The sequence below is a fragment of the Amycolatopsis sp. NPDC057786 genome, from assembly GCF_042797905.1.
GTDB lineage: Bacteria > Actinomycetota > Actinomycetes > Mycobacteriales > Pseudonocardiaceae > Amycolatopsis.
In genome coordinates this window covers 13,022-35,285 of sequence record NZ_JBHVKW010000080.1, presented here as the reverse complement: position 1 = coordinate 35,285, position 22,264 = coordinate 13,022, and the positions used below count along the sequence as shown (strand labels likewise).

The window sequence follows — 22,264 nt, the reverse complement described above, 5'->3', positions numbered from 1 at the left end:
CCGGTACGTCAAGGGATTCGCCCACTCAGCCGAGCGGATCCGGGCGAAACGGCTACTGTTGCGTCATGCGGAACCAGGACGCGGGGAACGCAACGCCCAGTCAGGTGCAGTCCGTCGACCGTGCGATCAGCGTGCTGGAACTGCTGGCGCGTAACGGGGAAACCGGGATCACCGAGATCGCGGGCGAGCTCGGCGTGCACAAGTCGACGGCGTCGCGCCTGCTGAGCGTCCTGGAGAACCGCGGTCTCGTCGAGCAGCTCGGCGAACGCGGGAAGTACGCGATCGGCTTCGGCGTCGTCCGGCTCGCCGGCGCCGCCACCGGCCGGATGGACCTGGCGAAGATCGGCAGGCGGACCTGCCAGGGCCTGGCGGAGACGCTCGGCGAGACGGTCAACATCGCGATCGCCGACGACGGCGTCGCGATCAACGTCAGCCAGGCCAGGGGCTCGGCCGCGATCAGCACGCAGAACTGGACCGGGCAGCGCACTCCCCTGCACGCGACGTCCAGCGGAAAGGTGCTGCTCGCGTACATGGGCGACACCGAGCGCAAACGTTTGCTCCGCCGGAAGCTCGAACGGTTCACGCCGCGGACCACGGTCGATCCGGAGGAGCTGGCCGCCGAGCTGGAGCGGGTCGCCGAGGACGGGTACGCGGCCTGTTTCGAGGAGCTGGAGCTGGGGATGCACGCGGTCGCGGTGCCGGTGCACGGCCCCGGCGGCGACGTCGTCGCGGCGATGAGCGCTTCCGGCCCGTCGTACCGGCTGTCGAAACAGCGGGTACGGCAGATCGTCCGGCCGCTCACCGAGGCGTCGGCGGATCTTTCGGCGCAGCTGGGGTACTTCACCGAGTGACGCGACCCGCCCGGTCACACCCTCCACACGCGCTATGAAAGGTCCTTTCCTTGCGAAATTTGCCAGGAAAGGACCTTTCATAGCGCGCGCCACGTGAAGAGGCCGACCGCTTCGGGCTCTTGACAGCGCGCCCGCACGTGCCGCACTTTGTTGCTGAAGACGGAACAACGTGCCTCATCCGCAACAGCGCCTGTCACCCCGATGCCCTTGTGTCCTCTGTGGACCTTCCAGGGCAGGCAGGAGGTACCCCTCACCATGCCCCCAGGACCCCGCGTCGTCGTGATCGGCGCCGGCGTCGTCGGCTGCGCCATCGCCGACGAGCTCACCGAACGTGGCTGGACCGACCTCACCGTGCTGGACCAGGGCGACCTGTTCACCACCGGCGGGTCGAGTTCGCACGCACCCGGTCTGGTCTTCCAGACCAACTCCTGCCGCACGATGACCGGGTTCGCGGCGTACACCGTCGCGAAGTACGGCGCGCTCGACCTCGACGGGCACCCGTGTTTCCGGCCCGTCGGCGGGCTGGAGGTGGCCACGACGCCGGAACGGCTCGCCGACCTCAAGCGCCGTCACGGCTGGGCGACCGCGTCCGGCGTCGAAAGCAGGCTCGTCGAGCCGGACGAATGCGCGGCCCTGCATCCGCTGCTCGACCCGGCCAAGGTGCTCGGCGGATTCCACATCCCCTCCGACGGCCTGGCCAAACCCCTGCGCGCCGCCGAGGCGCAGGCACGGCGCGCGATCGCGCGCGGCGCGAAGTTCCTCGCGCGCCAGAAGGTCGTCGGCGTCGAACGGTCGGGCGGCCGGGTCACCGGCGTCACGACCGAGACCGGGAGCTTCCGCGCGGACGTCGTCCTCTCGTGCGCCGGGATGTGGGGGCCGTTGCTCGGCGAACTGGTGGACCTCGCGATCCCGCTGGTCCCGATGGCGCATCAGTACGCGCGCACCAGCCCGCTGCCTTCACTCGCCGGTGTGACCGAGGAGGCCACCCGGCCGATCCTGCGGCACCAGGACGCCGACCTCTACTTCCGCGAGCACGTCGACCGGATCGGCATCGGCGCGTACGGGCACCGGCCGATGCCCTTGCCTCCCCACGAGATCGGCACCGGCGAGGGCATGCCGTCGGAGCTCGCGTTCACCCCCGCGGACTTCGAGCCGTCCTGGGCCGCCGCCGTCGGCCTGCTGCCGTCACTGGGCGAGACCAAGGTCGAGGAAGGCATCAACGGCCTGTTCTCCTTCACCCCGGACGGCATGCCGCTGCTGGGCGAGCATCCGGACCTCGACGGCTTCTGGGTCGCCGAAGCCGTGTGGATCACGCATTCGGCCGGAGTCGCGCACGCCATGGCGCGGTGGCTCGTCGACGGCCAGCCCGGCGTGGATCTGCACGGGTGCGACCTCGCCCGGTTCGAGCGGGTGCAGCTCGCCCCGGATTACGTCATGGCGCGCAGCTGCCAGAGCTTCACCGAGGTCTACGACATCGTCCATCCGTTGCAGCCCATGGAAGAACCGCGGCCGCTGCGCACGAGTCCCTTCCACGAAAGGCAGCAGGAGCTCGGCGCGTTCTTCCTCGAAGCGAGCGGCTGGGAACGTCCGCACTGGTACGAGGCGAACGCGGATCTCCCGGAGGTCGGTCTCGTCCCGGAGCGCACCGGCTGGGCCGCGCGGTACTGGTCGCCGATCGGCGGCGCCGAAGCGCTGGTCGCGCGGCAACGGGTCGCGATGTTCGACATGACGTCGCTGAAACGGGTGGAGGTCACCGGCCCCGGCGCGTTGCCGTTCCTCCAGACGATGACCACGAACCAGCTCGACAAGAAGCCCGGTTCGGTCACCTACACGCTGTTGCTCGACGAGGACGGCGGGGTGCGCAGCGACCTGACCGTCGCCCGGCTCGCTGCCGAGCGGTTCCAGGTCGGGCTCAACAGCCCGATCGACATCGACTGGCTGCGGCGGCATCTCCCCGGCGACGGCGCCGCGCAGATCCACGAGACCACCCCGGGCACTTGCTGCATCGGGCTCTGGGGCCCGCTCGCCAGAGCGGTACTGCAACCACTGTCCACAACGGACTTCTCACACAAGGCGATGGGCTACTTCAAGGCGAAACAGGCGTACGTCGGACAGGTGCCGGTGACGGCGATGCGACTGTCCTATGTGGGCGAGCTCGGCTGGGAGCTGTACACGAGCGCGGACCTCGGCCGCCGGTTGTGGGACACGCTCTGGGAGGCCGGGCAGGCGCACGGGATCATCGCCGCCGGCCGGGACGCCTTCTCCAGCATGCGGCTGGAGAAGGGCTACCGGCTGTGGGGAACGGACGTCACCGCCGAGCACGACCCGTACGAGGCCGGGCTCGGCTTCGCCGTGCGGATGGACAAGGGCTACTTCATCGGACGGGACGCGCTGGCCGGCCGTTCGGAGGAAACGGTGACCAGGAAACTGACCTGTCTCACCGTCGACGATCCGCACTCGGTCGTACTCGGCAAGGAGCCGGTGTTCGCCGACGGGCGTCCCGCCGGGTACGTCACGAGCGCCGCGTACGGCTACACCGTCGGCAAGAACATCGCGTACGCCTGGCTTCCGGTCGAGTTCACCCAGCCCGGCAGGCCGCTGGAGATCGAGTACTTCGGCGAGCGGATCCCCGCCGTCGTCGCGAGTGAACCGCTGTTCGACCCCGGCATGAACCGGATCAGGAGCGCCGCATGAGCCATTACGACGTCATCGTCATCGGCCTCGGCGGGATGGGCAGCGCCGCGGCGTATCGGCTCGCCCGGCGAGGTCGGCGTGTGCTGGGCATCGACCGCTTCGCGCCGGTGCACAACCTCGGGTCCAGCCACGGCGGCTCGCGGATCACCCGGCAGGCGTACTTCGAGGACCCCGCGTACGTCCCGCTCCTGCTGCGGGCGCACGAACTGTGGGACGGGATCGAACGCGACTCCGGCCGGAGGATCTTCACCCGCTGCGGCGGCATCATGCTCGGCGGCCCCGATTCCAGGACGGTGTCGGGAAGCCTGGCCAGCGCCCGGAAATGGGAGCTGCCGCACGAACTGCTGGACGCGGCGGAGATCCGGCGCCGGTTCCCGACGATGAACCCGGACGATCACGAGATCGCACTGTACGAGGAGAACGCCGGGTTCGTGGTGCCGGAAAGCAGTGTGGCCGCGCATCTCCAGCTCGCCGCGCGGGCCGGGGCGGAGCTGCACCACGAAGAGAAGGTCCTTTCGTGGCGGGAGACGTCCACCGGTGTGCGGGTGGGGACGTCGCAGAACTTCTACACGGCGGAGCAGCTGGTGATCTGCCCCGGCGCGTGGGCGCCGGAACTGCTCGCCGAACTCGGCATCGGCTTCACCGTCGAACGCCAGGTCCAGTACTGGTTCGCGCCGTCGGGCGGGGCGGAGCCGTTCCGCGCCGGGCGGCATCCGATCTACGTCTGGGAAGGCGAGAACGGCCGCCAGTTCTACGGTTTCCCCTCACACGACGACGCCGGAAGCGTGAAGGTCGCGTTCTTCCGCGGCGGCCGGACGTGCACGCCGGAGACCATCGACCGGACGGTGCACCCCGAGGAGGCCGGCGAGATCGCGGAGTTCGTCGGCCGGAAGATGCCGTCGCTGCCCGGCACGTTCCTGCGCGGGGCGACCTGCATGTACACGAACACGCCCGACGAGCATTTCGTCATCTCCCGCCATCCCGCGCACGAACGCGTGGTGGTCGCCTGCGGGTTCTCCGGGCACGGCTTCAAGTTCGTCCCGGTGGTCGGCGAGATCCTCGCCGACCTGGTCGTGGACGGTACGACCGGGCATCCGGTCGCCCTGTTCGATCCCGCCCGGTTCGCCGGAGTGCCGAGATGACGAGCCTCATCCCGACGCTGGGCGGCGACTACTACACCGACCCCGCGATCTTCGCGGCCGAGCAGGAAAAGATCTTCGAACGCCAGTGGTTCTGCGCGGTCCGGGCGGCGGATCTGCCGTCGGCGGGCGACTTCCGGACCGTCCAGGTCGGCCGGGAGAGCGTGCTCGTCAGCCGCGGCCGGGACGGCGGGCTGCGGGCGTTCCTCAACGTCTGCCGCCATCGCGGGGCCCGGCTGTGCACCGAGGAGTCTGGCACGGTGAAACGCGCGTTCCAGTGTCCGTACCACGCGTGGACGTACGGGCTCGACGGCAGGCTGATCGCGGCGCCGAATCTGGCGAACCTTCCCGACATCGACCGGTCCGCGTACGGGCTGCACACCGTGAGCCTGCGCGAATGGCTGGGATACGCGTGGGTCTGCCTCGCCGCGGATCCGCCGTCGTTCGAAGCCGACGTCGAAGGCGCGGTGCGGGAACGGCTGGGCGACCTGGAATCGATCGAGCGCTACGGCCTCGACCGGCTCTCGGTCGGGCGCCGGATCACCTACGACGTCAAGGCGAACTGGAAACTGATCGTCGAGAACTTCATGGAGTGCTACCACTGCGCGACCATCCACCCGGAGCTGACCGAGGTGCTGCCGGAGTTCGCCGACGGGTACGCGGCGCAGTACTACGTCGGGCACGGCGCCGAATTCGGCGAGGCGGTGGACGGCTTCACCATCGACGGCACGACGGGCTTCGGCCGGCTCGACGGTGTCGCGACCGAACAGGACAGGCGGTACTACGCGATCACCATCCGGCCGCAGGTGTTCGTGAACCTGGTGCCGGACCACGTGATCTTCCACCGGATGTACCCGCTCGCGCCGGGCCGGACGGTCGTCGAATGCGACTGGCTCTACTCCGGGGAGGTCGTGGCGTCGGGGCGGGACGTGTCACGGTCGGTGGAGTTGTTCCACCGCGTCAACGAGCAGGACTTCGACGCCTGCGAACGCTGCCAGCCCGCGATGGCGTCCCGCGCCTACCGCGGCGGCGGGGTGCTGATGCCGTCCGAGCACCACATCGGCGAGTTCCACACCTGGCTACTCACGCGTTTAGAGGACTGAACGCGGTAGTTGCGCGCGCAAGGACCACATTCAGAGGACTAAACGGTGTCAGGTAAGTCCGCGCGTGCCGGGTCGTGAGTGGCGTTTCGGGTTTTGACCCGAAACGCCAGTCAGGCCCCCGACGACCGGAGGCGAAAGCTCCTTTCACTGCATCACACGCGGCGAAGGGAGCCTTCAGCCCACCGCCGGCCCTCCCGCGAACAGGACTTGCAGGACAGAGGACTAACCGCGGAGGAGGGAGGTGGCGAGAGCCGAGGTGTCGACGCCGGCGACGCCGTCGAGGATGTGCCAGGGCGCGAGCCAGCCCGTCGCGGCGAGCTCGTCGTAGACCACCGAGCACCGCTTCTGGAGCGCGTCGTCGGTCTCGAAGGAATCCCGCGCGCGGTCGGCGTCGCTCTCCGCGCGGCGCTGCGCGCGGTCGGCGGCGACGTCGGCGGCGACCCGGAGCAGCAGATGCGCGACGGGCACCGGCAGGCCGAACCGGTCGATCTCCAGTTCCTTGAGCCAGCGCACGAACTCGCCGTCCGCGCCCTGATGGAGCCGGGCCGCGCCGTACGCCGCGTTCGACGCGACGTACCGGTCGAGCAGCACGACGTCGTGGTCGCCGAGCCGGGCGCGGATCTCGTCGGCCGCGCCCCGCCGGTCGAGCGCGTAGAGCATCGCCATGCCGTAGACGGAGTCGGCGAGGTCGCCGTGGCCGCGGTGCAGCGCTTCCTTCACGAGGTCGGCGTGCACGCTCTCGCCGTACCGCGGGAACGCGATGGACGTGACGCTCGCCCCGGCCGCGTTCAACGCGCCGGTCAGCGCGTCGGCGAGGGTGCGCTTGCCCGCGCCGTCCAGACCTTCGATCACCACGAGTCGTCCCACGGGCTCAGAATATGGCGAGCACCGCGCAGCGGTTCGCTTGAGGGTGGTGGCGGGGGCATGGATGGAATGGCGAGCACCGCGCAGCGGTTCGCTTGAGGGTGGTGGCGGGGGCATGGATGGAATGGCGAGCACCGCGCAGCGGTTCGCTTGAGGGTGGCGGCGGGGGCATGGATGGACAAATCGCCGTGGTTGACCGGCGGGCCAGACGGGGTCAGCTCACGTCCGGCCCACCGGTCCGCTAGGGGACGCGCTTCTTCGAGTGCAGGAAGAAGCCGGCGACACCGATGAGGAGCAAGCCGCCGAAGATCAGCAGCGGCACGAAGCCGGTGTCCTGCGCGTCGGGCGCGGGGCCGCCGTCACCACGGGGCATCACCTGGGCGTTGTAGCCACCGGCCTTGCCCTCCTGCGCGTACGGCGAGTTCGCGAGCATGGCGCCGTACCGGCCGGAGACGGTCTTCTGGTACTCCGCGAGGGTGACCGAAGCGCCGCTCGCGTAGCCGCTGACACCCGAGTCGAGCAGGGTCACCCGCCCGTCGCGCAGCGCGTACCAGGCGTCGACCTGGGGTTCGTGGAGGAGTGTCGCGCCGGCGGGCAGTCTCCTGGCCAGTTCGCTTTCCCGGTCACCCGACGCGATGTTGCCGACGCGCCAGACGCCGTCGTCCCCGCGGACCGACCAGACGGTCGCGGTCCGCCCGTCGGACGCCGTCACCGGCACCGCGACGTAGGCGAGCCGCCCGGCGACCGCGCCGTCACCGGCGACGAAATCCCTCGAAAGCTCGTAAACCGGGAAGGATTCGTCGACGACACTCACCGACGGCGGATGGCCCGAACCACCCGTCTGTGTGAAGAAGCGACCGATCTCGGCACGCAGCGTGGGGTCGTCGGCAGCCGCCTTCGCGGCCGCGAGATCTTCACCGGACAGGTGATCCGCGCGCGCTCCGGGGGCCGAGACCAGCAGTGCGACCGCGACCAGCCCGGCGAGCCCGAGCAGCTTCCGCGCGCTCATCGCCGGATCCCGGTGAGCGTGTGGGTCCAGGTGAAGGATTTGTTCGCCGAGTAGAAGTCGTAGGTCGACCAGTTGTAGCGGTTGCCGGTGGGCAGTGGATCCCCCCACGAGACCCACTTCCGGCCGGCGTCGTGGCCGTAGAGGACGTGCATGTGGCCGCCGCCCGCGGCCCAGCCGACCCGCGTCTGGACCGGCTTGCCGTCACCGGTCTGCGCTTGGACGGCGGCGTAGGGGATGCGGCCCTTCAGGTAGTTCCCCGGGGCTGCGAAGCCGAGCTTGCCGAAGGCGCGCCGGACGTCGCCCAGCGTTCCCGGCTTGTCGGCGCACTCCCGGCGGCGCTCGTCGTGGGCGATCCGGCAGAATTCGTTCTGAGTGACGGTCACACCGTGGTGTGCCGCGATGGTGTTGCCGGAAGCCACCCAGCACCACTGGGACTTCTCCTGCGCCTGCATGGCGATGGGGTTCTGGCGGGAAGACGGCGAGGGCAGCGCGCTCGCCGGGGTCTGGATCGCCAGCCACGCCACGAGACTCGCGGCGCCGGCGGCGCAAAACCTCCTCGAGAACACAGGCACGACGGGCCTCCTGGTCACCATGGCGAACCAATGTGGTCACAACGGTGAACAGCAGGCTCACACAGAGCAAGATGGGCACTCGGCGGAACGGACCGTTCCGGGGCGTTTCCACACCCCGGAACGGTCACTCTTCCGGGGTCAACCACCCCGAACGGGGGACGTAGTGTTCACAGTGCGCTGCTAACGTGAACGTTCCGCGGTGTTCACGCTCAGCGCACACACTGGTCTGGTGAAGGGACGAGCGGTGACACGAGACGGTGCCGATACGTTCTCGGCGGGAACGCATGCCGCGAACGATGACACCCCGACGATCATCGACGGCACGCGCCGTCAGCCGCTCGAAGCCTTGCCCAAAGAACTCGTCGAGGCCCTCCGGAGCGGCGAATTCCACCACGCCCTCCGGCAGGCGATCGCCTACCGCGGCCTGTCCCTCGCCCGGCTCCGCGCCCACCTCGGGCTCCGCGGCGTCCAAATCGGACAGTCGACGTTGAGCTACTGGCAGCGCGGATTGCGGCAGCCGGAGGTGCCCAAGGCGATCCCCGCGGTGCGCGCGCTGGAATCGGTGCTGCAACTGCCCCCGGACGCGCTCGTCGTGCTGATCGGGCCGCGGACGGCGCGGGCGCGCGGACACCAGATGGCCGCGTCGTTCCACGACATCCGGTCCGGCGACATGGGCTCGATCGTCGACCAGCTGCTGGCCGAACTGGGCGCGTACCCGTCGTCCAACCGCTACAACGCCGACCTCGAGATGCTCGCGGTGCACGACACGATCACCTTCGACGCCGCGCACCGGCAGGTCGGCCTCCAGACCCGGCTGGTGTGCCGGGCCCGGCGGCACGGCCCGGACCGGTACGTCACCGTCTACAACGGCGACCCTGGCTGCAACATCGGCGACGTCGAGCTGATCACCGCCGAGGGATGCCGCGTCGGCCGGATCCGGCGCAACGCCGGCGCCGAGACGATGGCCACCGAGCTGCTCTTCGACCGCAAGCTCGCCGAGGGCGAGATCCACGTGTTCTGCTTCGAGGTCCGCGACGACTCCGGCACCGCGTCGCCCGGCTACTTCCGGATGCTGCGCGACCAGTGCTCGAGCTACCTGGTGCAGCTGAAGTTCGCGCTCGGCGCGCTGCCCGCCCGCTGCACCCGGCAGTTCCGGACGCGCGACGACGCCGTGCCCGTCGAGTCCGAGGAGCTGCCCCTCGACATGGGCGGCGTGACCAGCGGTTTCTTCAGCGACGCCGGGCCGGGGCTGGCCGGCATCGAGGTCGAGTGGCGCTAGCGCGTGCCATGAACGGTCCGTTACTGGCAAAATTTGCCAGTAACGGACCGTTCATAGCAGCCGTCAGTACCGGTAGTGGTCGGTCTTGAACGGACCTTCGACGTCCACGTCGATGTACTCGGCCTGCTCCTTGGTCAGCTTCGTGAGCTCACCGCCGAGCGCGTCGAGGTGGATCTTCGCGACCTTCTCGTCGAGCTTCTTCGGGAGGCGGAAGACCTCCTTGTCGTACTCCTCGTGCTTGGTGAACAGCTCGATCTGCGCGATCACCTGGTTGGAGAAGCTGTTCGACATCACGAACGACGGATGCCCGGTCGCGTTGCCCAGGTTCAGCAGGCGGCCCTCGGACAGCACGATGATGCTCTTGCCGTCGGGGAACACCCACTCGTCGACCTGCGGCTTGATGTTGATGCGCCGGATGCCCGGGTAGCGCTGCAGGCCCGCCATGTCGAGCTCGTTGTCGAAGTGGCCGATGTTGCCCAGGATCGCCTGGTGCTTCATCTTCGCCATGTGCTCGACGAGCACGACGTCCTTGTTGCCGGTCGTCGTGATGATCATGTCGGCCTCGCCGAGGACGTTCTCCAGCTTCTTGACCTGGTAACCGTCCATCGCCGCCTGCAGCGCGCAGATCGGGTCGATCTCGGTGACGATCACCCGCGCGCCCTGGCCGCGCAGCGATTCCGCGGCGCCCTTGCCGACGTCGCCGTAACCGCAGACGACCGCGACCTTGCCGCCGATGAGGACGTCGGTGCCGCGGTTGATGCCGTCGATCAGCGAATGCCGGATGCCGTAGCGGTTGTCGAACTTCGACTTGGTCACCGCGTCGTTCACGTTGATCGCCGGGAACAGCAGCTCACCGGCCGCGGCGAGCTGGTAGAGCCGCAGCACGCCGGTGGTGGTCTCCTCGGTGACCCCGCGGATGCCTTCGCCGATCTTGGTCCACTTGCCGGTGTCGGCCGCGACCGAGGCGCTCAGCAGCTGCAGGAACACGCGGAACTCGTCCGAGGTGTCCTCGTCCGGCGCGGGGACGACACCGGCCTTCTCGAACTCGGTTCCCTTGTGCACCAGCATGGTGGCGTCGCCGCCGTCGTCGAGGATCATGTTGGGACCCTCGCCGTCCCACGTGAGCATGCGCTCGGTGCACCACCAGTACTCCTCCAGCGACTCGCCCTTCCAGGCGAACACCGGGACGCCCTTGGGCTCCGCGGGGGTGCCGTGCGGGCCGACGACGACCGCCGCGGCGGCGTGGTCCTGGGTGGAGAAGATGTTGCAGGAGGCCCAGCGCACCTCCGCCCCCAGCGCGACGAGGGTCTCGATCAGGACCGCGGTCTGTACGGTCATGTGCAGCGAGCCCGAAACCCGGGCTCCCCGCAGGGGATAGACCTCGGCGTACTCGCGGCGCAACGCCATCAGGCCCGGCATCTCGTGCTCGGCGAGGCGGATCTCCTTGCGGCCGAACTCGGCGGCCTCGAGATCGGCGACGGCGAACTCGATGCCGTTGCGGGTGTCGTGCCGCTTGGCAACGCTTTCGGGGGTCATATGCGCGCTTCCTCCAAGGTTGGATGACATCGGAACAGTACCGTTGTCGGCTCAAAGCCCACTGGAACGGTTTGGAGGCCTTCACCGTGGTCATGCCGGGTCCCGATACCCGCGTCGTCGAAATACGCGTACCCGGGCTAGTGGGCACGAGCGGTGAAAGCCTGCTGGATTCGACGTCGGTGGTCGACGTCGCGGGCGATGGGATCGGCAGGCTGATCCGGCCGTCGGACCGGCTGCGCCGTCCCGCTCCCGGTCCGGTACTGCCCGCGCTCGGCCGTTCGATCCCGCGCATCCTCGAAGGCTACCTGTGGAGCGGGATGACCTCCGGAGGCGCGGCGAAGGCGACCTGGGCGCTGTTGTTCCCGTTCTCGCTGGCGAACGTCGCGCACTGGATGCTGCCGCCGGTCCCGGAGGGCAAACGGTTCGCGGCGCTGCTCGGCTCGGTGTGCCGAGGCCTGCTGCGGGTGGCATCGCTGCTGCTGACGATGTTGCTGATCAGCCAGCTCGCCGTGGTCTCGCTCGATCTCTTCGCCGCCCAGTGCCTCGCGCCCGGTTCGACCTGTCTCGAAGGGGCGCCGTCGTTCCTGCGGGATTTCGCGCCGCTGCGGACGGCGATCGGGGTCCTGCCGCTGCTCGCGCTGATCGTCGTGCTCGACCGGATCCCGTCGTCGGACTGGCGATCGCGGAACAGGCTGCACCGCGTGCCCAGTTCGAGCCCGCTGCAACCGCAGGACCTGCCGAGGACACCCGGCCTGCGCACCCTCCACACCGTCGCCGCCCTGACCTGCGTCGCGCTTCCGTTGCTCGGCGGGCCGTTCCGGCTGCCGTCCGCGACGTTCGACCTGATCGTCTGGATCTGCGCGCTGGCGCTCGTCCTCGCGACGCTGGTGGCCTCGACGGTCGGTTTCTCGGCCGGGCCGGTGATCCGGGGCGGGCTGATCGGGATCGCCGTCGTCCTGGTCGGCATCGCCGTGGTGCGCCGGACGCCGCTGCCCGCGGGGCTGGCCGGTGGCGGGCTCGGCGGAGCGGACGGGACGGTCGAGGCGCTGGGGGCGGCGATGGTCGCGGTGACCGTGCTGTTCGCGCTGATCCTCGTCCCGGCGGCCCTGCTCGGACGGCCGACGTGGAAACACCTGCCGCACCGGCTGCGGCCGTGGCTCGGCGGCTGGGCGGCGGCGCCGGTCGTCGCGCTGGCCGGTCTGCTCGGCGGCGGCTTCGGCGCGGGGCTCGCGGTCGCGCTGCGGCAACTGGTCGGCGCGAGCGAACTCCGGCTGCCCGATACCTACGCGCTCGTGACCGTGCTGTGGGGCGCCGGTCTCGCGCTGGCCGTCGTGCTCGGTGTGCTGGGCTTCGCGGTCGCCGTCCCGTTGCGACGGCTGCGCCGCGGTATCCCGAAGATCGTCGCGCTGATGGAGATCGACAAGGCACAGGAAGAGGAAGCCGCGACCGCCTGGGCCCGTGCTTCGTGGGAACGCAAGCATCTGCACCATCTCGCGCTCACGGTGGCGCTGGCGATGGCGGCCGGCGGCGGGGCGCTCCTGGTGCTGCGCTTCGGTTTCGGCCCGCTGCCGGGCTGGTTCAAGCATCTCTCCGCGATCGGCGTGTTCGCGCTCGGTGCGATGGCTGCGGGGCTGCTGCGCGTCGTGTTCGCCGCCGCGACGACCCCCAAGCGCAGCCGTCACCTCGGCGCGCTGGCGGATCTCGTGTGCTTTTGGCCGCGTGCCGCCCATCCGACCGTTCCGCCGAGTTACGCGCTCAAGGTCGTCCCGGAACTCGCGGACCGGGTCAAGGAACATCTGGCCGATCCGGGCACCCGGGTCGTGCTCTCCGGATACAACCTCGGCAGCCTGCTGACCGTGCTCGCCGCGGCCCGCGTGATCGCCGATCTCCCGCCGGAGGACCGCGACCGGGTCGGCCTGCTGACCGCCGGGTCACCGCTGCAATGGGGTTACCAGCGCGCGTTCCCCGCGATGCTGCCGCAGGCGCAGCTGGCCGGACTTTTCGAAGGCCTCGACGGCCGCTGGCGCGCGCTGTGCCGCGGTACGGACATCTTCGGCGGCGGCGTCACGACGTGGCGGCATCGCGTGGTGGCCGGGAAACTGCTGGGCGACGGCTACCTGCCCGGCGGCGGGACCGGGCCGCTGGCCGCCGAGGCCGACGAGCAGGGCGTCCTGGTGCTCGGCGGCGACCACTGGCTGCCCGACCCGATGCGCGGGCCGACCGGACGACACCGCTGGGCGCCCGGCGTCCTCAAGCACACGGACTACGTCGTCGACGCCGAATGGGACAACGCCGTCGCGATGGCGGCCGGCCTCGGCAGGCCCCGCCCGAAGAACACTTGGGGCGAGCAGGGATCCCTCTTCGGGGACTTCCCGCAGATGCGCTGAAGGCCCCCTTCGCGAGGAAGAGGGCCTTCAGGTGTCAGCTAGCTTCAGTTGGCCTTGCCGCGACGCACGCGCAGCAGGACGAGAACGCCGGCACCGGCCAGGACCAGCAGGCCACCGGCCCACAGCAGCCAGGCGTTGTCGAAACCGGTGTCCGCGAGGCCGCCGCCGTTGCCACCGTTGCCGTCGACCGCGGGGGCCGGAGCGGTGGTGCTGCTGCTGGGGGCTTCCGACGTCTGGGACGGCTTGTCCGTGGTGGCCGGGGCCGACGTCGGCGGCTTGGCCGTGGTGGTCTTCGTCGGCTCGCCCGGCTTCGTCGGCTCGGACGTCGGCGTCTTCTTCTCACCGCAGACGAACCAGTGGCTGATGGCCGCCTGCTGGTCACCCTTGTTCAGTGGCGAACGCAGCTGCGTCCACGGCGGGTTCTCGGGCAGCCCCTTCTCCCCCGGCACGTAGACGTTGTAGCCGTGGCCGCCCTTGACCACGATCGCCGTGACGGTGACGCCCTTGGCGACCGCGGTGATGTCGAGGTACAGGTCCCCGTTGCCACCGGTGACGGTCAGGTCCGAGGTGGGCAGGAGCTTGCCCGGCACCTTGGCCCCCTCGCAAGTGGTGGCGTTGCTGCCCACGACCTGGGTCGCGCGGTCGTCGCTGCGGGTCGCGAGCGCGGTGCCCGCGGTGCCCAGCAGGGCGGCGGTGGCGAGGGCGACGACGGTGACGGCGGAACGGACACGTCGTCTGGGCTTGATCTGCATTCGGAGCTCTCCTGTACCGATCGGGGGACAAACGAGCGAAGCGTGGCGCCACCTCCGAGGGAACGCGGTCAACTCGCGGTACTTCTGCAGGAGTCGCGTTAACCCATCAGGGGGAAGCAAGGTCCCGGACGGTATCGCACACGGATTTTACGGCGGCAGCGGGACCCCGGCTGTTATCACTCCGAGACCGGACGAAAACGGCCCACCATCCACAAAGGAATGGTGGGCCGTCGAAACGAGAATGATCAGTCCGAAACGGACGTCGGCACCTCGCCCTTGTCCTGTTTGCCGAGCAGGGAACGGCGACGGCTGTAGACGAAGTAGATGACCACGCCCAGCGCCATCCACGCCAGGAAGCGCAGCCAGGTGAGCACGGTCAGGTTCAGCATCAGCCACAGGCAGGCCACGATCGCCAGGATCGGGATCACCGGGACCCACGGCACCCGGAAGGCGCGGGGCAGATCGGGCCGGGTCTTGCGCAGCACCAGCACGCCCGCCGAGACCAGCACGAAGGCGAACAGCGTCCCGACGTTGACCATTTCCTCGAGCTTGTCTGCCGGGAAGAACGTCGCCGCGACCGCGACCAGCCCGCCGACGACGATGGTCGCGCGCTTCGGGGTCCCGCTCGAGCCGGTCTTCGCCAGGCCGCGCGGCATGAGGCCGTCACGCGACATCGCGAAGATGATCCGGATCTGGCCGAGCATCAGCACCATGACGACGGTGGTCAGACCGGCGAGGGCACCGATGGAGATGATGTTGGCCGCCCAGTCGACGCCGTTGGCCGCGAACGCGGACGCGAGCGTCTTCTTGCCGCCGTCACCCGCCGTGGTGGCGAGATCCTTGTAGTTCACCATGCCGACGACCACGAGCGACACGGCGACGTACAGCACCGTGACGATGGCGAGCGAACCGAAGATGCCGCGGGGCACGGCCTTCTGCGGGTTGCGGGTCTCCTCAGCGGTGGTCGCGACGATGTCGAACCCGATGAACGCGAAGAACACCAGCGACGCGGCGGCAAGCAGGCCGAAGACGCCGAACGCGCTGCTGCCGCCACCGGCGATCAGCGAGAACAGCGACTGGTCGACGCCGGTCGACGCCGACTCCGCGGCGGGCTGGGCGTCCGGGATGAACGGGGTGTAGTTCGACCCCTTGATGTAGAAGATGCCCAGCACGATCACGAACAGCACCACCGCGACCTTGATCCCGGTGATCACCATGGAGAACCGCGAAGACAGCTTCGTGCCGACGGCGAGCAGCGTCGCGAGCACCACCACCACGAGCAAGGCGCCCCAGTCGACCGGGATCGGGCCGAGCTCGAACGTCGTCTTCGTGCCCTTGCCGAAGATGTAGGAGAGCACGGTTTCGAGGTACGCGGACCAGCCCTTCGACACCGCGGCCGCGCCGACCGCGAGCTCCAGGATGAGGTCCCAGCCGATGATCCACGCCATGAACTCACCGAACGTGGCGTAGGAGAACGTGTACGCGCTCCCGGCCACCGGAACGGTCGAAGCGAATTCCGCGTAACAGAGGGCGGCCAGCGCGCAGGCGATGGCCGCGAACACGAAGGCGAGCGAGACCGACGGCCCCGCGAAGTCACCGGCCGTGCGCGCGGTGAGGGTGAAGATACCGGCACCGATGACGACGGCGACACCGAAGACGGTCAGGTCCCACGCGCTCAGGTTCCGCCTGAGCTTCGTCCCCGGCTCGTCGGTGTCCGCGATGGATTGCTCGATGGACTTCGTACGCCACAGACCGTTTCCGGGCACCCTTGACCTCCTACACCTGACTGCGGTTCAAGGGACCCTATCGCCCGGTCGTGACGGCAGCGCGGTGGGAGAGCAACGAGGTACCGGGACATCGTGGCGGTGATCGCCGGAGCACGGACGGTTGCTCGAAGGGCTGCGGTCGCGGCCCACGTCCCGCTCGTCCTCTACTCGCCGACGCCATGAAAGGTCCTTTCCTTGCGAAATTTGCAAGGAAAGGACCTTTCATGGCACGTGAAGCGAGCGACCGGCTCAGGCCAGCGCGCGGTCCAGGTCCGGCTCCAGGTAGATCAGCTTCGCCGTCGGCACCTTCGCCCGCACACGCGCTTCGGCGTCGTCGATGGCCTGCGCGATTTCCGCGGTCTCCAGTCCCGGCACCAGCGCGAGCTTCGCGGCCACCAGCATCTCGTCCGGGCCGATGTACAGCGTCCGGATGTGGATGACCCGCTCGACCTTGCCCGCGGCGAGTTCGTCGACGATCACGTCGAGGTCGGCCTCGGAGGCGCCTTCGCCGATCAGCAGGCTCTTCATCTCGATGATCAGGATGATCGCGATGACGCCGAGCAGCACACCGATCGTCACGGTGCCGATGCCGTCCCACACCGGGTTCCCGGTCACGACCGACAGCCCGACACCGGCGAGCGCGAACACCAGGCCGAACAGCGCGCCCGCGTCCTCCAGCAGGACCACCGGCAGTTCGGGCGTCTTGGCCTGGCGGATGAACGCCCACCAGCCCGCGTCGCCCTTGATCTTCTTCGATTCCTGGATCGCGGTGTAGAAGGAGTAGCACTCCAGCCCGATCGCCACCACGAGGATGCCGACCGCCACCAGCGGCGAGGTCAGCGCCTCAGGGTGCGAAATCTTGTGGATGCCCTCGTACAGCGCGAAAACCGAGCCGAGGCTGAACAGCATCAGGGCGACGATGAACGAGTAGAAGTACCGGTCCCGCCCGAAGCCGAACGGGTGGGTACGGGTCGCCTTGCGCTGCGAGGTCTTCTGCCCGAGCAGCAGGAGTCCCTGGTTCGAGGTGTCCGCGAGCGAGTGCACGGACTCGGCCAGCATCGAGGACGATCCCGTGATGAGGAAGCCGGTGAACTTCGCGACCGCGATGCCGGCGTTCGCCACGAGCGCGGCGATGATCGCCTTGGTTCCGCCACCTGCAGACACGTGCAACTCCCCAATGGTGTCCCGATATGCCGGGTTCGAAGGCTAGCAGTGCGGATGTGCCCGTACACGGCGGGCGGGACAGGTCACAGAATTGTCGGGCCTCCTCGCTAGTCTCGCCCCTCTCATGACCCGGGGAGGTGCCCGTGCCGCGATTCGGCGTGCTCGGACCGCTGACGATCGAGAGCCCGGACGGGCGGCGCACGACGCCGCGCGGCGATCACCAGCGCGCCCTGCTGGCCGTCCTGCTGCTGAACGCGAACTCGGCCGTCCCGGTCGACGCCCTGGTCGAGACCCTCTGGCCGGACACACCGCCGAAGTCGTACTCCTCGAATCTGCACACGTACGTCTCCCGCCTGCGTGCCCGGTTCGAGGGGCTGGAGATCGAGCGGGATCCGCACGGCTACCGGCTGGTGGTCGAGCCCGCCGACCTCGACCTGCTGTCCTTCCGCGAAGCCGTCGCGGCGGGAAAGGCGGCGGCGCGGGCGGGCGATCCGGCGGCTCGTGTTTCGGCGCACTACCGCCGGGCGCTGGCGGAATGGCGCGGGCCGGTCCTTTCCGGACTGCACGTCCCCCGGCTCGACGCGGACATCGCCCGCCTCGAGTCGGAGCGGCTCGCCGCCTTCGAAGACTGTGTCGACGCCGAACTGTCCGACGGCAGGCACGGCGAGCTCACCGGTGAACTCCAGGCGATGATCACCGAGCATCCGCTGCGCGAGCGGCTGGCCGCGCAGCTGATGATCGCGCTCCACCGAGCCGGGCGGCAGGCCGATTCCCTGACCGTCCACCGCGATCTGCGCGCCACCCTCGTCGAGGAACTCGGCGTGGAACCCGGCGCCGAGGTCCGCCGGGTGCACGCCGCCGTGTTGCGCGGCGAGGATCCGGTGCCTCCGGCCAAGGCGGCGCCGGTCTTCCCGATCTGCCAGCTGCCGCCGGACATCGCGGATCTCGCCGGCCGCGAAAGCGAGATCGCGAAACTCTCCGCGCTTCTCGGCGAAGGCAAGGGCGTCCCGGTCGTGGTGATCACCGGCGAACCGGGTGCGGGCAAGTCCACGCTCGCGGTCACCACCGCGCACAGGCTCCGCCGGTCCTTTCCGGACGGTCAGCTGTTCGTCCCGCTGGCAGGCGCCTCCGACCCCCGCGAGCTCGCCGACGTCCTCGGCGACCTGCTGCGCGCGCTCGGCGTCACCGGTCCGGCCATCCCGGACGACGTCGAGGCCAGGGCGGCGGTCTATCGCGGCCGCCTCGCCGATCGGCGGGTCCTCGTGGTGCTCGACGACGCCGCGAGCCCCGAGCAGGTTCGCGCGCTGCTGCCGGGAACGCCGGGCAGCGCGGTGCTGATCACCAGCAGGCAGCGGCTTTCCGGGCTCGCGGGGGCGGATCGGCTCCATCTCGCGCCGCTGTCCGGCGCCGAGGCGATGACCCTGCTGGCGCGGCTGGCCGGGCCGGACCGGGTCGGCGCCGAACGCGCGGACGCGGAACGGATCGCCAAGGCCTGTGGCAATCTCCCGCTGGCGTTGCGGATCGCCGGCAGCAGGCTCGCGATGCGGCCCGGTCTGCCGCTCGGGAAGCTCGCCGGGAAACTGGAGGACGAGGTCTCGCGCCTCGACGAACTCCAGGTCAGCGATCTCCAGGTCCGGGGCAGTATCGCGTTGAGCTATCAGGCGCTGAGCCCGGCGGCGCGGCGCGCGTTCCGGCTGATCGGCCGCTGTCGCACCCTCGACCTGCCCGCGTGGGCGGTGTCGACGCTGATCGATGACGAGGGCGCCGACGAGGCCATCGACGAACTCGTCGAGGCCAGCCTGCTCGAAGCCACCGGTCTCGATCCGACGGGCGAGCAGCGGTTCCGTGTCCACGATCTCGTGCGCGTGTTCGCCACAGAACTCGGCCGGGCGCTGGAGACCCACGCCGAGCGGGTGGCGACGGTCGCGAAGGTGTCGGACGCGGCGCTGTGCCTCGCCGACACGGCGGCCCGGCGCCTGCCGAGGACGGTGCCGATGCCGTTGTCGGATCACGACGTGCCCGCGCAGCCGTTGCCGGACGAGCTGGTCGAGCGGCTGCTGCGCGACCCCGGCACCTGGTTCTCCGTGGAGCGCGCCAACCTGGTCGCCGCCGTCTCGTCGCTGTGCGCCGTCGGCTGGCGGCGGAAAGCGTTGCGGATACTGGAAAGGCTGAGCGCGTACCTGTACTTGCACAGTCATTACACCGATATGCGGACGGCGTACGAGACCCTGCGCGACGCCGCCCGTGAGGCCGGGGACCGGCATATCGTGGTCATCGCCGAAGCGAACCTGGCGGTATTGCTGCACGTTCGCGGCGAGTACGAGCTCGCCGCCGAGGGCTACCGCGAGTGTTCGAAGGAATTGGCGGAGCTGGGCGACATTTCCGCGCAGGCTTGGGTCGAGACGAATCTGGCGCGCTGCCTCGTCGGGCTCGGCAGGGCGGGCGAATCCCTGCACGCCGCGACCCAGGCCCGCGAACTGTCCACTGTGGACGAAAGTGGGGCGTACGCGCGGCAGGCGGAGTCCGCGGCGTTGCACCGTCTCGGCAAGATCTCCGAGGCACTGGAGATCGACAGGCGTAGTCTCGCGCACGCGCGCGAACGCGGCGACGAACGGCAGCTCGGTGTTGCCCTGCAAGGACTTTCGTGGTCGCTGATGCTCGACGGCCGCCCGGAGGAGGCACTGGAGACGATCGAGGAATCGGTCCGGGTGTTGCGCCGGACGACGGCGGAATCGGCGCTGGCGAAGTCGTTGCGCACCCAGGGCGCGATCCTCGCCGGCGCCGGACGGCGGGACGACGCGGTGAACGCCTACGAGAACGCGCGACGGCTGGCCGGAGCACTCGAAGAACGGCCGCGAGAGCTTTCCTGCACGCGCGCGATAGCCGCGAGCTGGATCGGCGACGGGCTGGCCGATCGCGCGATTCCCGTGCTGCGCCAATGCCTTGACGAATTCCGCGCCATGGGCGGGAAACCCGCGACGGCCCTCACCCTGCACGTGTTGCGCCGGGCGTACGAGGCCGTCGGGGAAACGAAGGCGGCCGAGGCGGCGGGCGAAGAGGCGAAGCGATTGGAAGTCCCCCACGACGCCAACGCTTCGACCCTCGTCCGGCTGCTGTTGTCGCTCACCGAACCCGCCCCGGCCTGACCGGAGGGTGCCCGACCCCTCAGACGGGCACCATCCGGAAATCTCCATCAGACCGGAATCACACCGCGGTGAGCCGTGGTTCGCGCCGTCCGGCGGAGAACCAGGCCAGCACGATCACCAGCACGCCGTTGGCCGCGGCGTCCCACACCGGCGGCGCGGCGGGCCCGAGCCGCGCGACCGCGAACACGTTGATCAGCCCGGCGACGGTCAGCATCACACGGACGGGCTGGGTGCCGGTCACCACCAGCGCGGCCGTGAGCAGCACCTGCGCGCCGAGCGAGACGAGCACGACCAGCGGAAGGTTCAGCCTGCTCTCCGCGCCGGAGGCGAGGCCGTGCAGGCCGGAGCCCGCGGCCTTGACGGACTCGATCGTTTCGCCTGCCAGCCCCGACAGCACCTGCGCGGAGCCGACCAGGTCCTGGCCGCTCGGCAGCGGGAGTACCAGGTCGACGACCGGGACGAGCACGGTCACCACGGCGGCTCCGAGCGCGGCGAGCAGGACGGTGGGGCGCGCGGAGACCGGCACCCGGTAAGCGCGTCCGCTCGCCGTGTCGGGTTGGGAAGTCACTACTGCTGCTCCTTGGCTATCGACATCCGGGACGAGCCGACGCCAAGCGCCGGGTCACCCCTTCGGGCGATAGTTGCGGAACCCGCCACACGGAACGCACACACTTCGGCCAAGCGCGCACGCGTTTAATCCTCTGAATGCGGTCCTTGCACACGCAAGTACCGCATCGAGAGGACTAAACCGCGAGGGATCAGCAGGTGCCGGCGGTGGCCCGGAACACCTGGGTGCGCTCGCCGGAAAGCGGGCGCACCCGGACCTCCGGGTCGGCGGCCGGGAGCCACACCGACTGGCCGCGGCGGAGTTCGACCTGCTCGCCGTCGTCGGCCGTCACCAGCAGGCCACCGGCGGTGCACAGCAGGATCTGCGGGCCGACGTCGTGGACGGCGACCTCGCCGCCGTCCCCGGCCTCCCATTCGATCCGCGACAGCTCGAACTCGGGCGCGTCGGTGCGGTACACCGACATGCGCTCCTCGCGGTCACCGCTCTGGACCGGCATCTCGCCGCACGCGAAGTCGACGACGCGCAGCAGCTCCGGCACGTCGACGTGCTTCGGGGTCAGCCCGCAGCGCAGGATGTTGTCCGAGTTCGCCAGGATCTCGACGGCGGTGCCGTGCAGGTACAGGTGCAGGTTCCCGGCGGGCAGGTAGATCGCCTCGCCCGCGCTGAGGGTGAGCCGGTTGAGGAGCAGCGCCGCGAGCACCCCCGCGTCACGGGGATGCGACTCGCCGAGCTCCAGGATGGTGCGGCATTCGAGGTCGAATTCGCCGCGTTCCTGGACGTGCTTCACACACGAATCGAGGACCTCGGGCAGCAGTTCGTCGAGTGCCGCCTGCGGCAGGGTGATCCAGGTGGTGAACAGCGCGCGCAGCCCGGCCGGGTCCGGCTGGGCCTCCAGCAGCACCGCGTACTTCGCCAGCCCGGGCGTCTCGATCGCCTTCAGCAGCGAGATCGTGCGCTCCGGGTCGCGGAAGCCGGCCAGCGCGTGGAACTCCGTCAGCGCGCAGACGAGTTCCGGCTTCGCCGTCGGATCCGGGTAGTTGCGATTCGAGGCGTCGCGCGGGATCCCCGCCGACTCCTCGCGCGCGTAGCCCTCCGCCGCCTGCGCGGCCGACGGGTGCGCCTGCATCGAAAGCGGCTCTTCGGCGGCGAGGATCTTCAGCAGGAACGGCAGCCTGCCGCCCCAGCGGTCGGCGCAGGTCGTGCCGAGCTGGCCGACCGGATCGGCTTCGACGAGCTCCAGCAGGCTCCGCTCGGTACCGTCCGGGCCGATGACGTGCGACGGGTCGCCGGGGTGGGCGCCCATCCACAGTTCCGCCTCCGGATGCGGCGCCGGCACCGGGCGCCCCAGCAGCTCGGGGATCGTCGTCCTGGACCCCCACGCGTAGGGCCGCACGGCATTGCGCAGCAGCTCCACTGTCACCTCAACTCCTCGCC

16 protein-coding genes are annotated in these 22,264 nt (G+C 69.8%); 7 read left to right on the top strand and 9 right to left on the bottom strand.

The annotated features are described in order from the left end of the window. Nucleotides 1-65: 65 nt before the first annotated feature. The 4 genes from ACFVM3_RS31060 (at nt 66) to ACFVM3_RS31045 (ending at nt 5,787) form a co-directional block, all read left to right on the top strand. Complete coding sequence (locus tag ACFVM3_RS31060; RefSeq protein WP_378443489.1) at nt 66-851, top strand: IclR family transcriptional regulator; 786 nt, start codon at nt 66-68, stop codon at nt 849-851. A 255-nt stretch (nt 852-1,106) separates the two neighbouring features. Next, complete coding sequence (locus tag ACFVM3_RS31055; protein WP_378443488.1) at nt 1,107-3,545, top strand: FAD-dependent oxidoreductase; 2,439 nt, start codon at nt 1,107-1,109, stop codon at nt 3,543-3,545. Next, nucleotides 3,542-4,687 (top strand): N-methyl-L-tryptophan oxidase, encoded by a 1,146-nt coding sequence (solA, locus tag ACFVM3_RS31050; RefSeq protein ID WP_378443487.1) that lies wholly within the window; start codon nt 3,542-3,544, stop codon nt 4,685-4,687. The genes ACFVM3_RS31055 and solA overlap by 4 nt, the downstream gene beginning before the upstream one ends. After that, nucleotides 4,684-5,787 (top strand): aromatic ring-hydroxylating dioxygenase subunit alpha, encoded by a 1,104-nt coding sequence (locus tag ACFVM3_RS31045; RefSeq protein ID WP_378443486.1) that lies wholly within the window; start codon nt 4,684-4,686, stop codon nt 5,785-5,787. Before solA ends, ACFVM3_RS31045 begins: the two co-directional genes overlap by 4 nt. A 222-nt stretch (nt 5,788-6,009) precedes the next feature. On the opposite strand, the gene ACFVM3_RS31040 is transcribed toward ACFVM3_RS31045, so the two are convergent. The 3 genes from ACFVM3_RS31040 to ACFVM3_RS31030 form a co-directional block, all read right to left on the bottom strand. Beyond that, nucleotides 6,010-6,642, bottom strand: coding sequence for a dTMP kinase (locus ACFVM3_RS31040; protein ID WP_378443498.1), 633 nt, complete (start codon nt 6,640-6,642; stop codon nt 6,010-6,012). A gap of 250 nt (nt 6,643-6,892) precedes the next feature. Next, the gene (locus ACFVM3_RS31035; protein ID WP_378443485.1) at nt 6,893-7,660 is read right to left on the bottom strand and encodes a hypothetical protein; all 768 of its coding nucleotides are present in this window, start codon (nt 7,658-7,660) and stop codon (nt 6,893-6,895) included. Continuing rightward, nucleotides 7,657-8,226: a papain-like cysteine protease family protein gene (locus ACFVM3_RS31030; protein WP_378443497.1), complete on the bottom strand. Its 570-nt coding sequence runs from the start codon at nt 8,224-8,226 to the stop codon at nt 7,657-7,659. Before ACFVM3_RS31030 ends, ACFVM3_RS31035 begins: the two co-directional genes overlap by 4 nt. A gap of 250 nt (nt 8,227-8,476) precedes the next feature. Between ACFVM3_RS31030 and ACFVM3_RS31025 the strand changes: the two genes are divergently transcribed. After that, a complete protein-coding gene (locus ACFVM3_RS31025; RefSeq protein WP_378443484.1) occupies nt 8,477-9,511 on the top strand; it encodes a hypothetical protein in 1,035 nt (344 codons plus the stop codon). A 63-nt stretch (nt 9,512-9,574) separates the two neighbouring features. Here the strand turns inward: ACFVM3_RS31025 and ahcY are convergent, their stop codons facing one another. Continuing rightward, a complete protein-coding gene (gene ahcY, locus ACFVM3_RS31020) occupies nt 9,575-11,047 on the bottom strand; it encodes an adenosylhomocysteinase (protein WP_378443483.1) in 1,473 nt (490 codons plus the stop codon). A gap of 92 nt (nt 11,048-11,139) precedes the next feature. Here ahcY and ACFVM3_RS31015 point away from each other — a divergent pair, with 92 nt between their 5' ends. After that, complete coding sequence (locus ACFVM3_RS31015) at nt 11,140-13,434, top strand: hypothetical protein (RefSeq protein ID WP_378443496.1); 2,295 nt, start codon at nt 11,140-11,142, stop codon at nt 13,432-13,434. Nucleotides 13,435-13,478: 44 nt separating this feature from the next. Here the strand turns inward: ACFVM3_RS31015 and ACFVM3_RS31010 are convergent, their stop codons facing one another. The 3 genes from ACFVM3_RS31010 to ACFVM3_RS31000 all read right to left on the bottom strand — a co-directional run bounded on the left by ACFVM3_RS31010 (nt 13,479) and on the right by ACFVM3_RS31000 (nt 17,116). Next, nucleotides 13,479-14,186 (bottom strand): LPXTG cell wall anchor domain-containing protein, encoded by a 708-nt coding sequence (locus ACFVM3_RS31010; protein ID WP_378443482.1) that lies wholly within the window; start codon nt 14,184-14,186, stop codon nt 13,479-13,481. Nucleotides 14,187-14,431: 245 nt separating this feature from the next. Beyond that, on the bottom strand, nt 14,432-15,952 hold the full coding sequence (locus ACFVM3_RS31005) for an amino acid permease (RefSeq protein ID WP_378443481.1): 1,521 nt from the start codon (nt 15,950-15,952) through the stop codon (nt 14,432-14,434). A 249-nt stretch (nt 15,953-16,201) separates the two neighbouring features. Further along, on the bottom strand, nt 16,202-17,116 hold the full coding sequence (locus ACFVM3_RS31000; protein WP_378443480.1) for a cation diffusion facilitator family transporter: 915 nt from the start codon (nt 17,114-17,116) through the stop codon (nt 16,202-16,204). 143 nt (nt 17,117-17,259) lie between these two features. Here ACFVM3_RS31000 and ACFVM3_RS30995 point away from each other — a divergent pair, with 143 nt between their 5' ends. Next, nucleotides 17,260-20,262 (top strand): BTAD domain-containing putative transcriptional regulator, encoded by a 3,003-nt coding sequence (locus tag ACFVM3_RS30995; RefSeq protein WP_378443479.1) that lies wholly within the window; start codon nt 17,260-17,262, stop codon nt 20,260-20,262. A 58-nt stretch (nt 20,263-20,320) separates the two neighbouring features. Here the strand turns inward: ACFVM3_RS30995 and ACFVM3_RS30990 are convergent, their stop codons facing one another. After that, nucleotides 20,321-20,830, bottom strand: coding sequence for a hypothetical protein (locus ACFVM3_RS30990; RefSeq protein ID WP_378443478.1), 510 nt, complete (start codon nt 20,828-20,830; stop codon nt 20,321-20,323). Nucleotides 20,831-21,020: 190 nt separating this feature from the next. Beyond that, complete coding sequence (manA, locus tag ACFVM3_RS30985) at nt 21,021-22,244, bottom strand: mannose-6-phosphate isomerase, class I (RefSeq protein ID WP_378443495.1); 1,224 nt, start codon at nt 22,242-22,244, stop codon at nt 21,021-21,023. Between the last annotated feature and the right edge of the window lie 20 nt (nt 22,245-22,264).

Excerpts from the sequence above, each read along its gene's own strand:
- ahcY (WP_378443483.1), bottom strand. The coding sequence starts at position 11,047 with ATGACCCCCGAAAGCGTTGCCAAGCGGCACGACACCCGCAACGGCATC.
- ACFVM3_RS31010 (WP_378443482.1), bottom strand. The coding sequence starts at position 14,186 with ATGCAGATCAAGCCCAGACGACGTGTCCGTTCCGCCGTCACCGTCGTC.
- ACFVM3_RS31060 (WP_378443489.1), top strand. The coding sequence starts at position 66 with ATGCGGAACCAGGACGCGGGGAACGCAACGCCCAGTCAGGTGCAGTCC.
- solA (WP_378443487.1), top strand. The coding sequence starts at position 3,542 with ATGAGCCATTACGACGTCATCGTCATCGGCCTCGGCGGGATGGGCAGC.
- ACFVM3_RS31045 (WP_378443486.1), top strand. The coding sequence starts at position 4,684 with ATGACGAGCCTCATCCCGACGCTGGGCGGCGACTACTACACCGACCCC.
- ACFVM3_RS31055 (WP_378443488.1), top strand. The coding sequence starts at position 1,107 with ATGCCCCCAGGACCCCGCGTCGTCGTGATCGGCGCCGGCGTCGTCGGC.
- ACFVM3_RS31015 (WP_378443496.1), top strand. The coding sequence starts at position 11,140 with ATGCCGGGTCCCGATACCCGCGTCGTCGAAATACGCGTACCCGGGCTA.
- ACFVM3_RS31035 (WP_378443485.1), bottom strand. The coding sequence starts at position 7,660 with ATGAGCGCGCGGAAGCTGCTCGGGCTCGCCGGGCTGGTCGCGGTCGCA.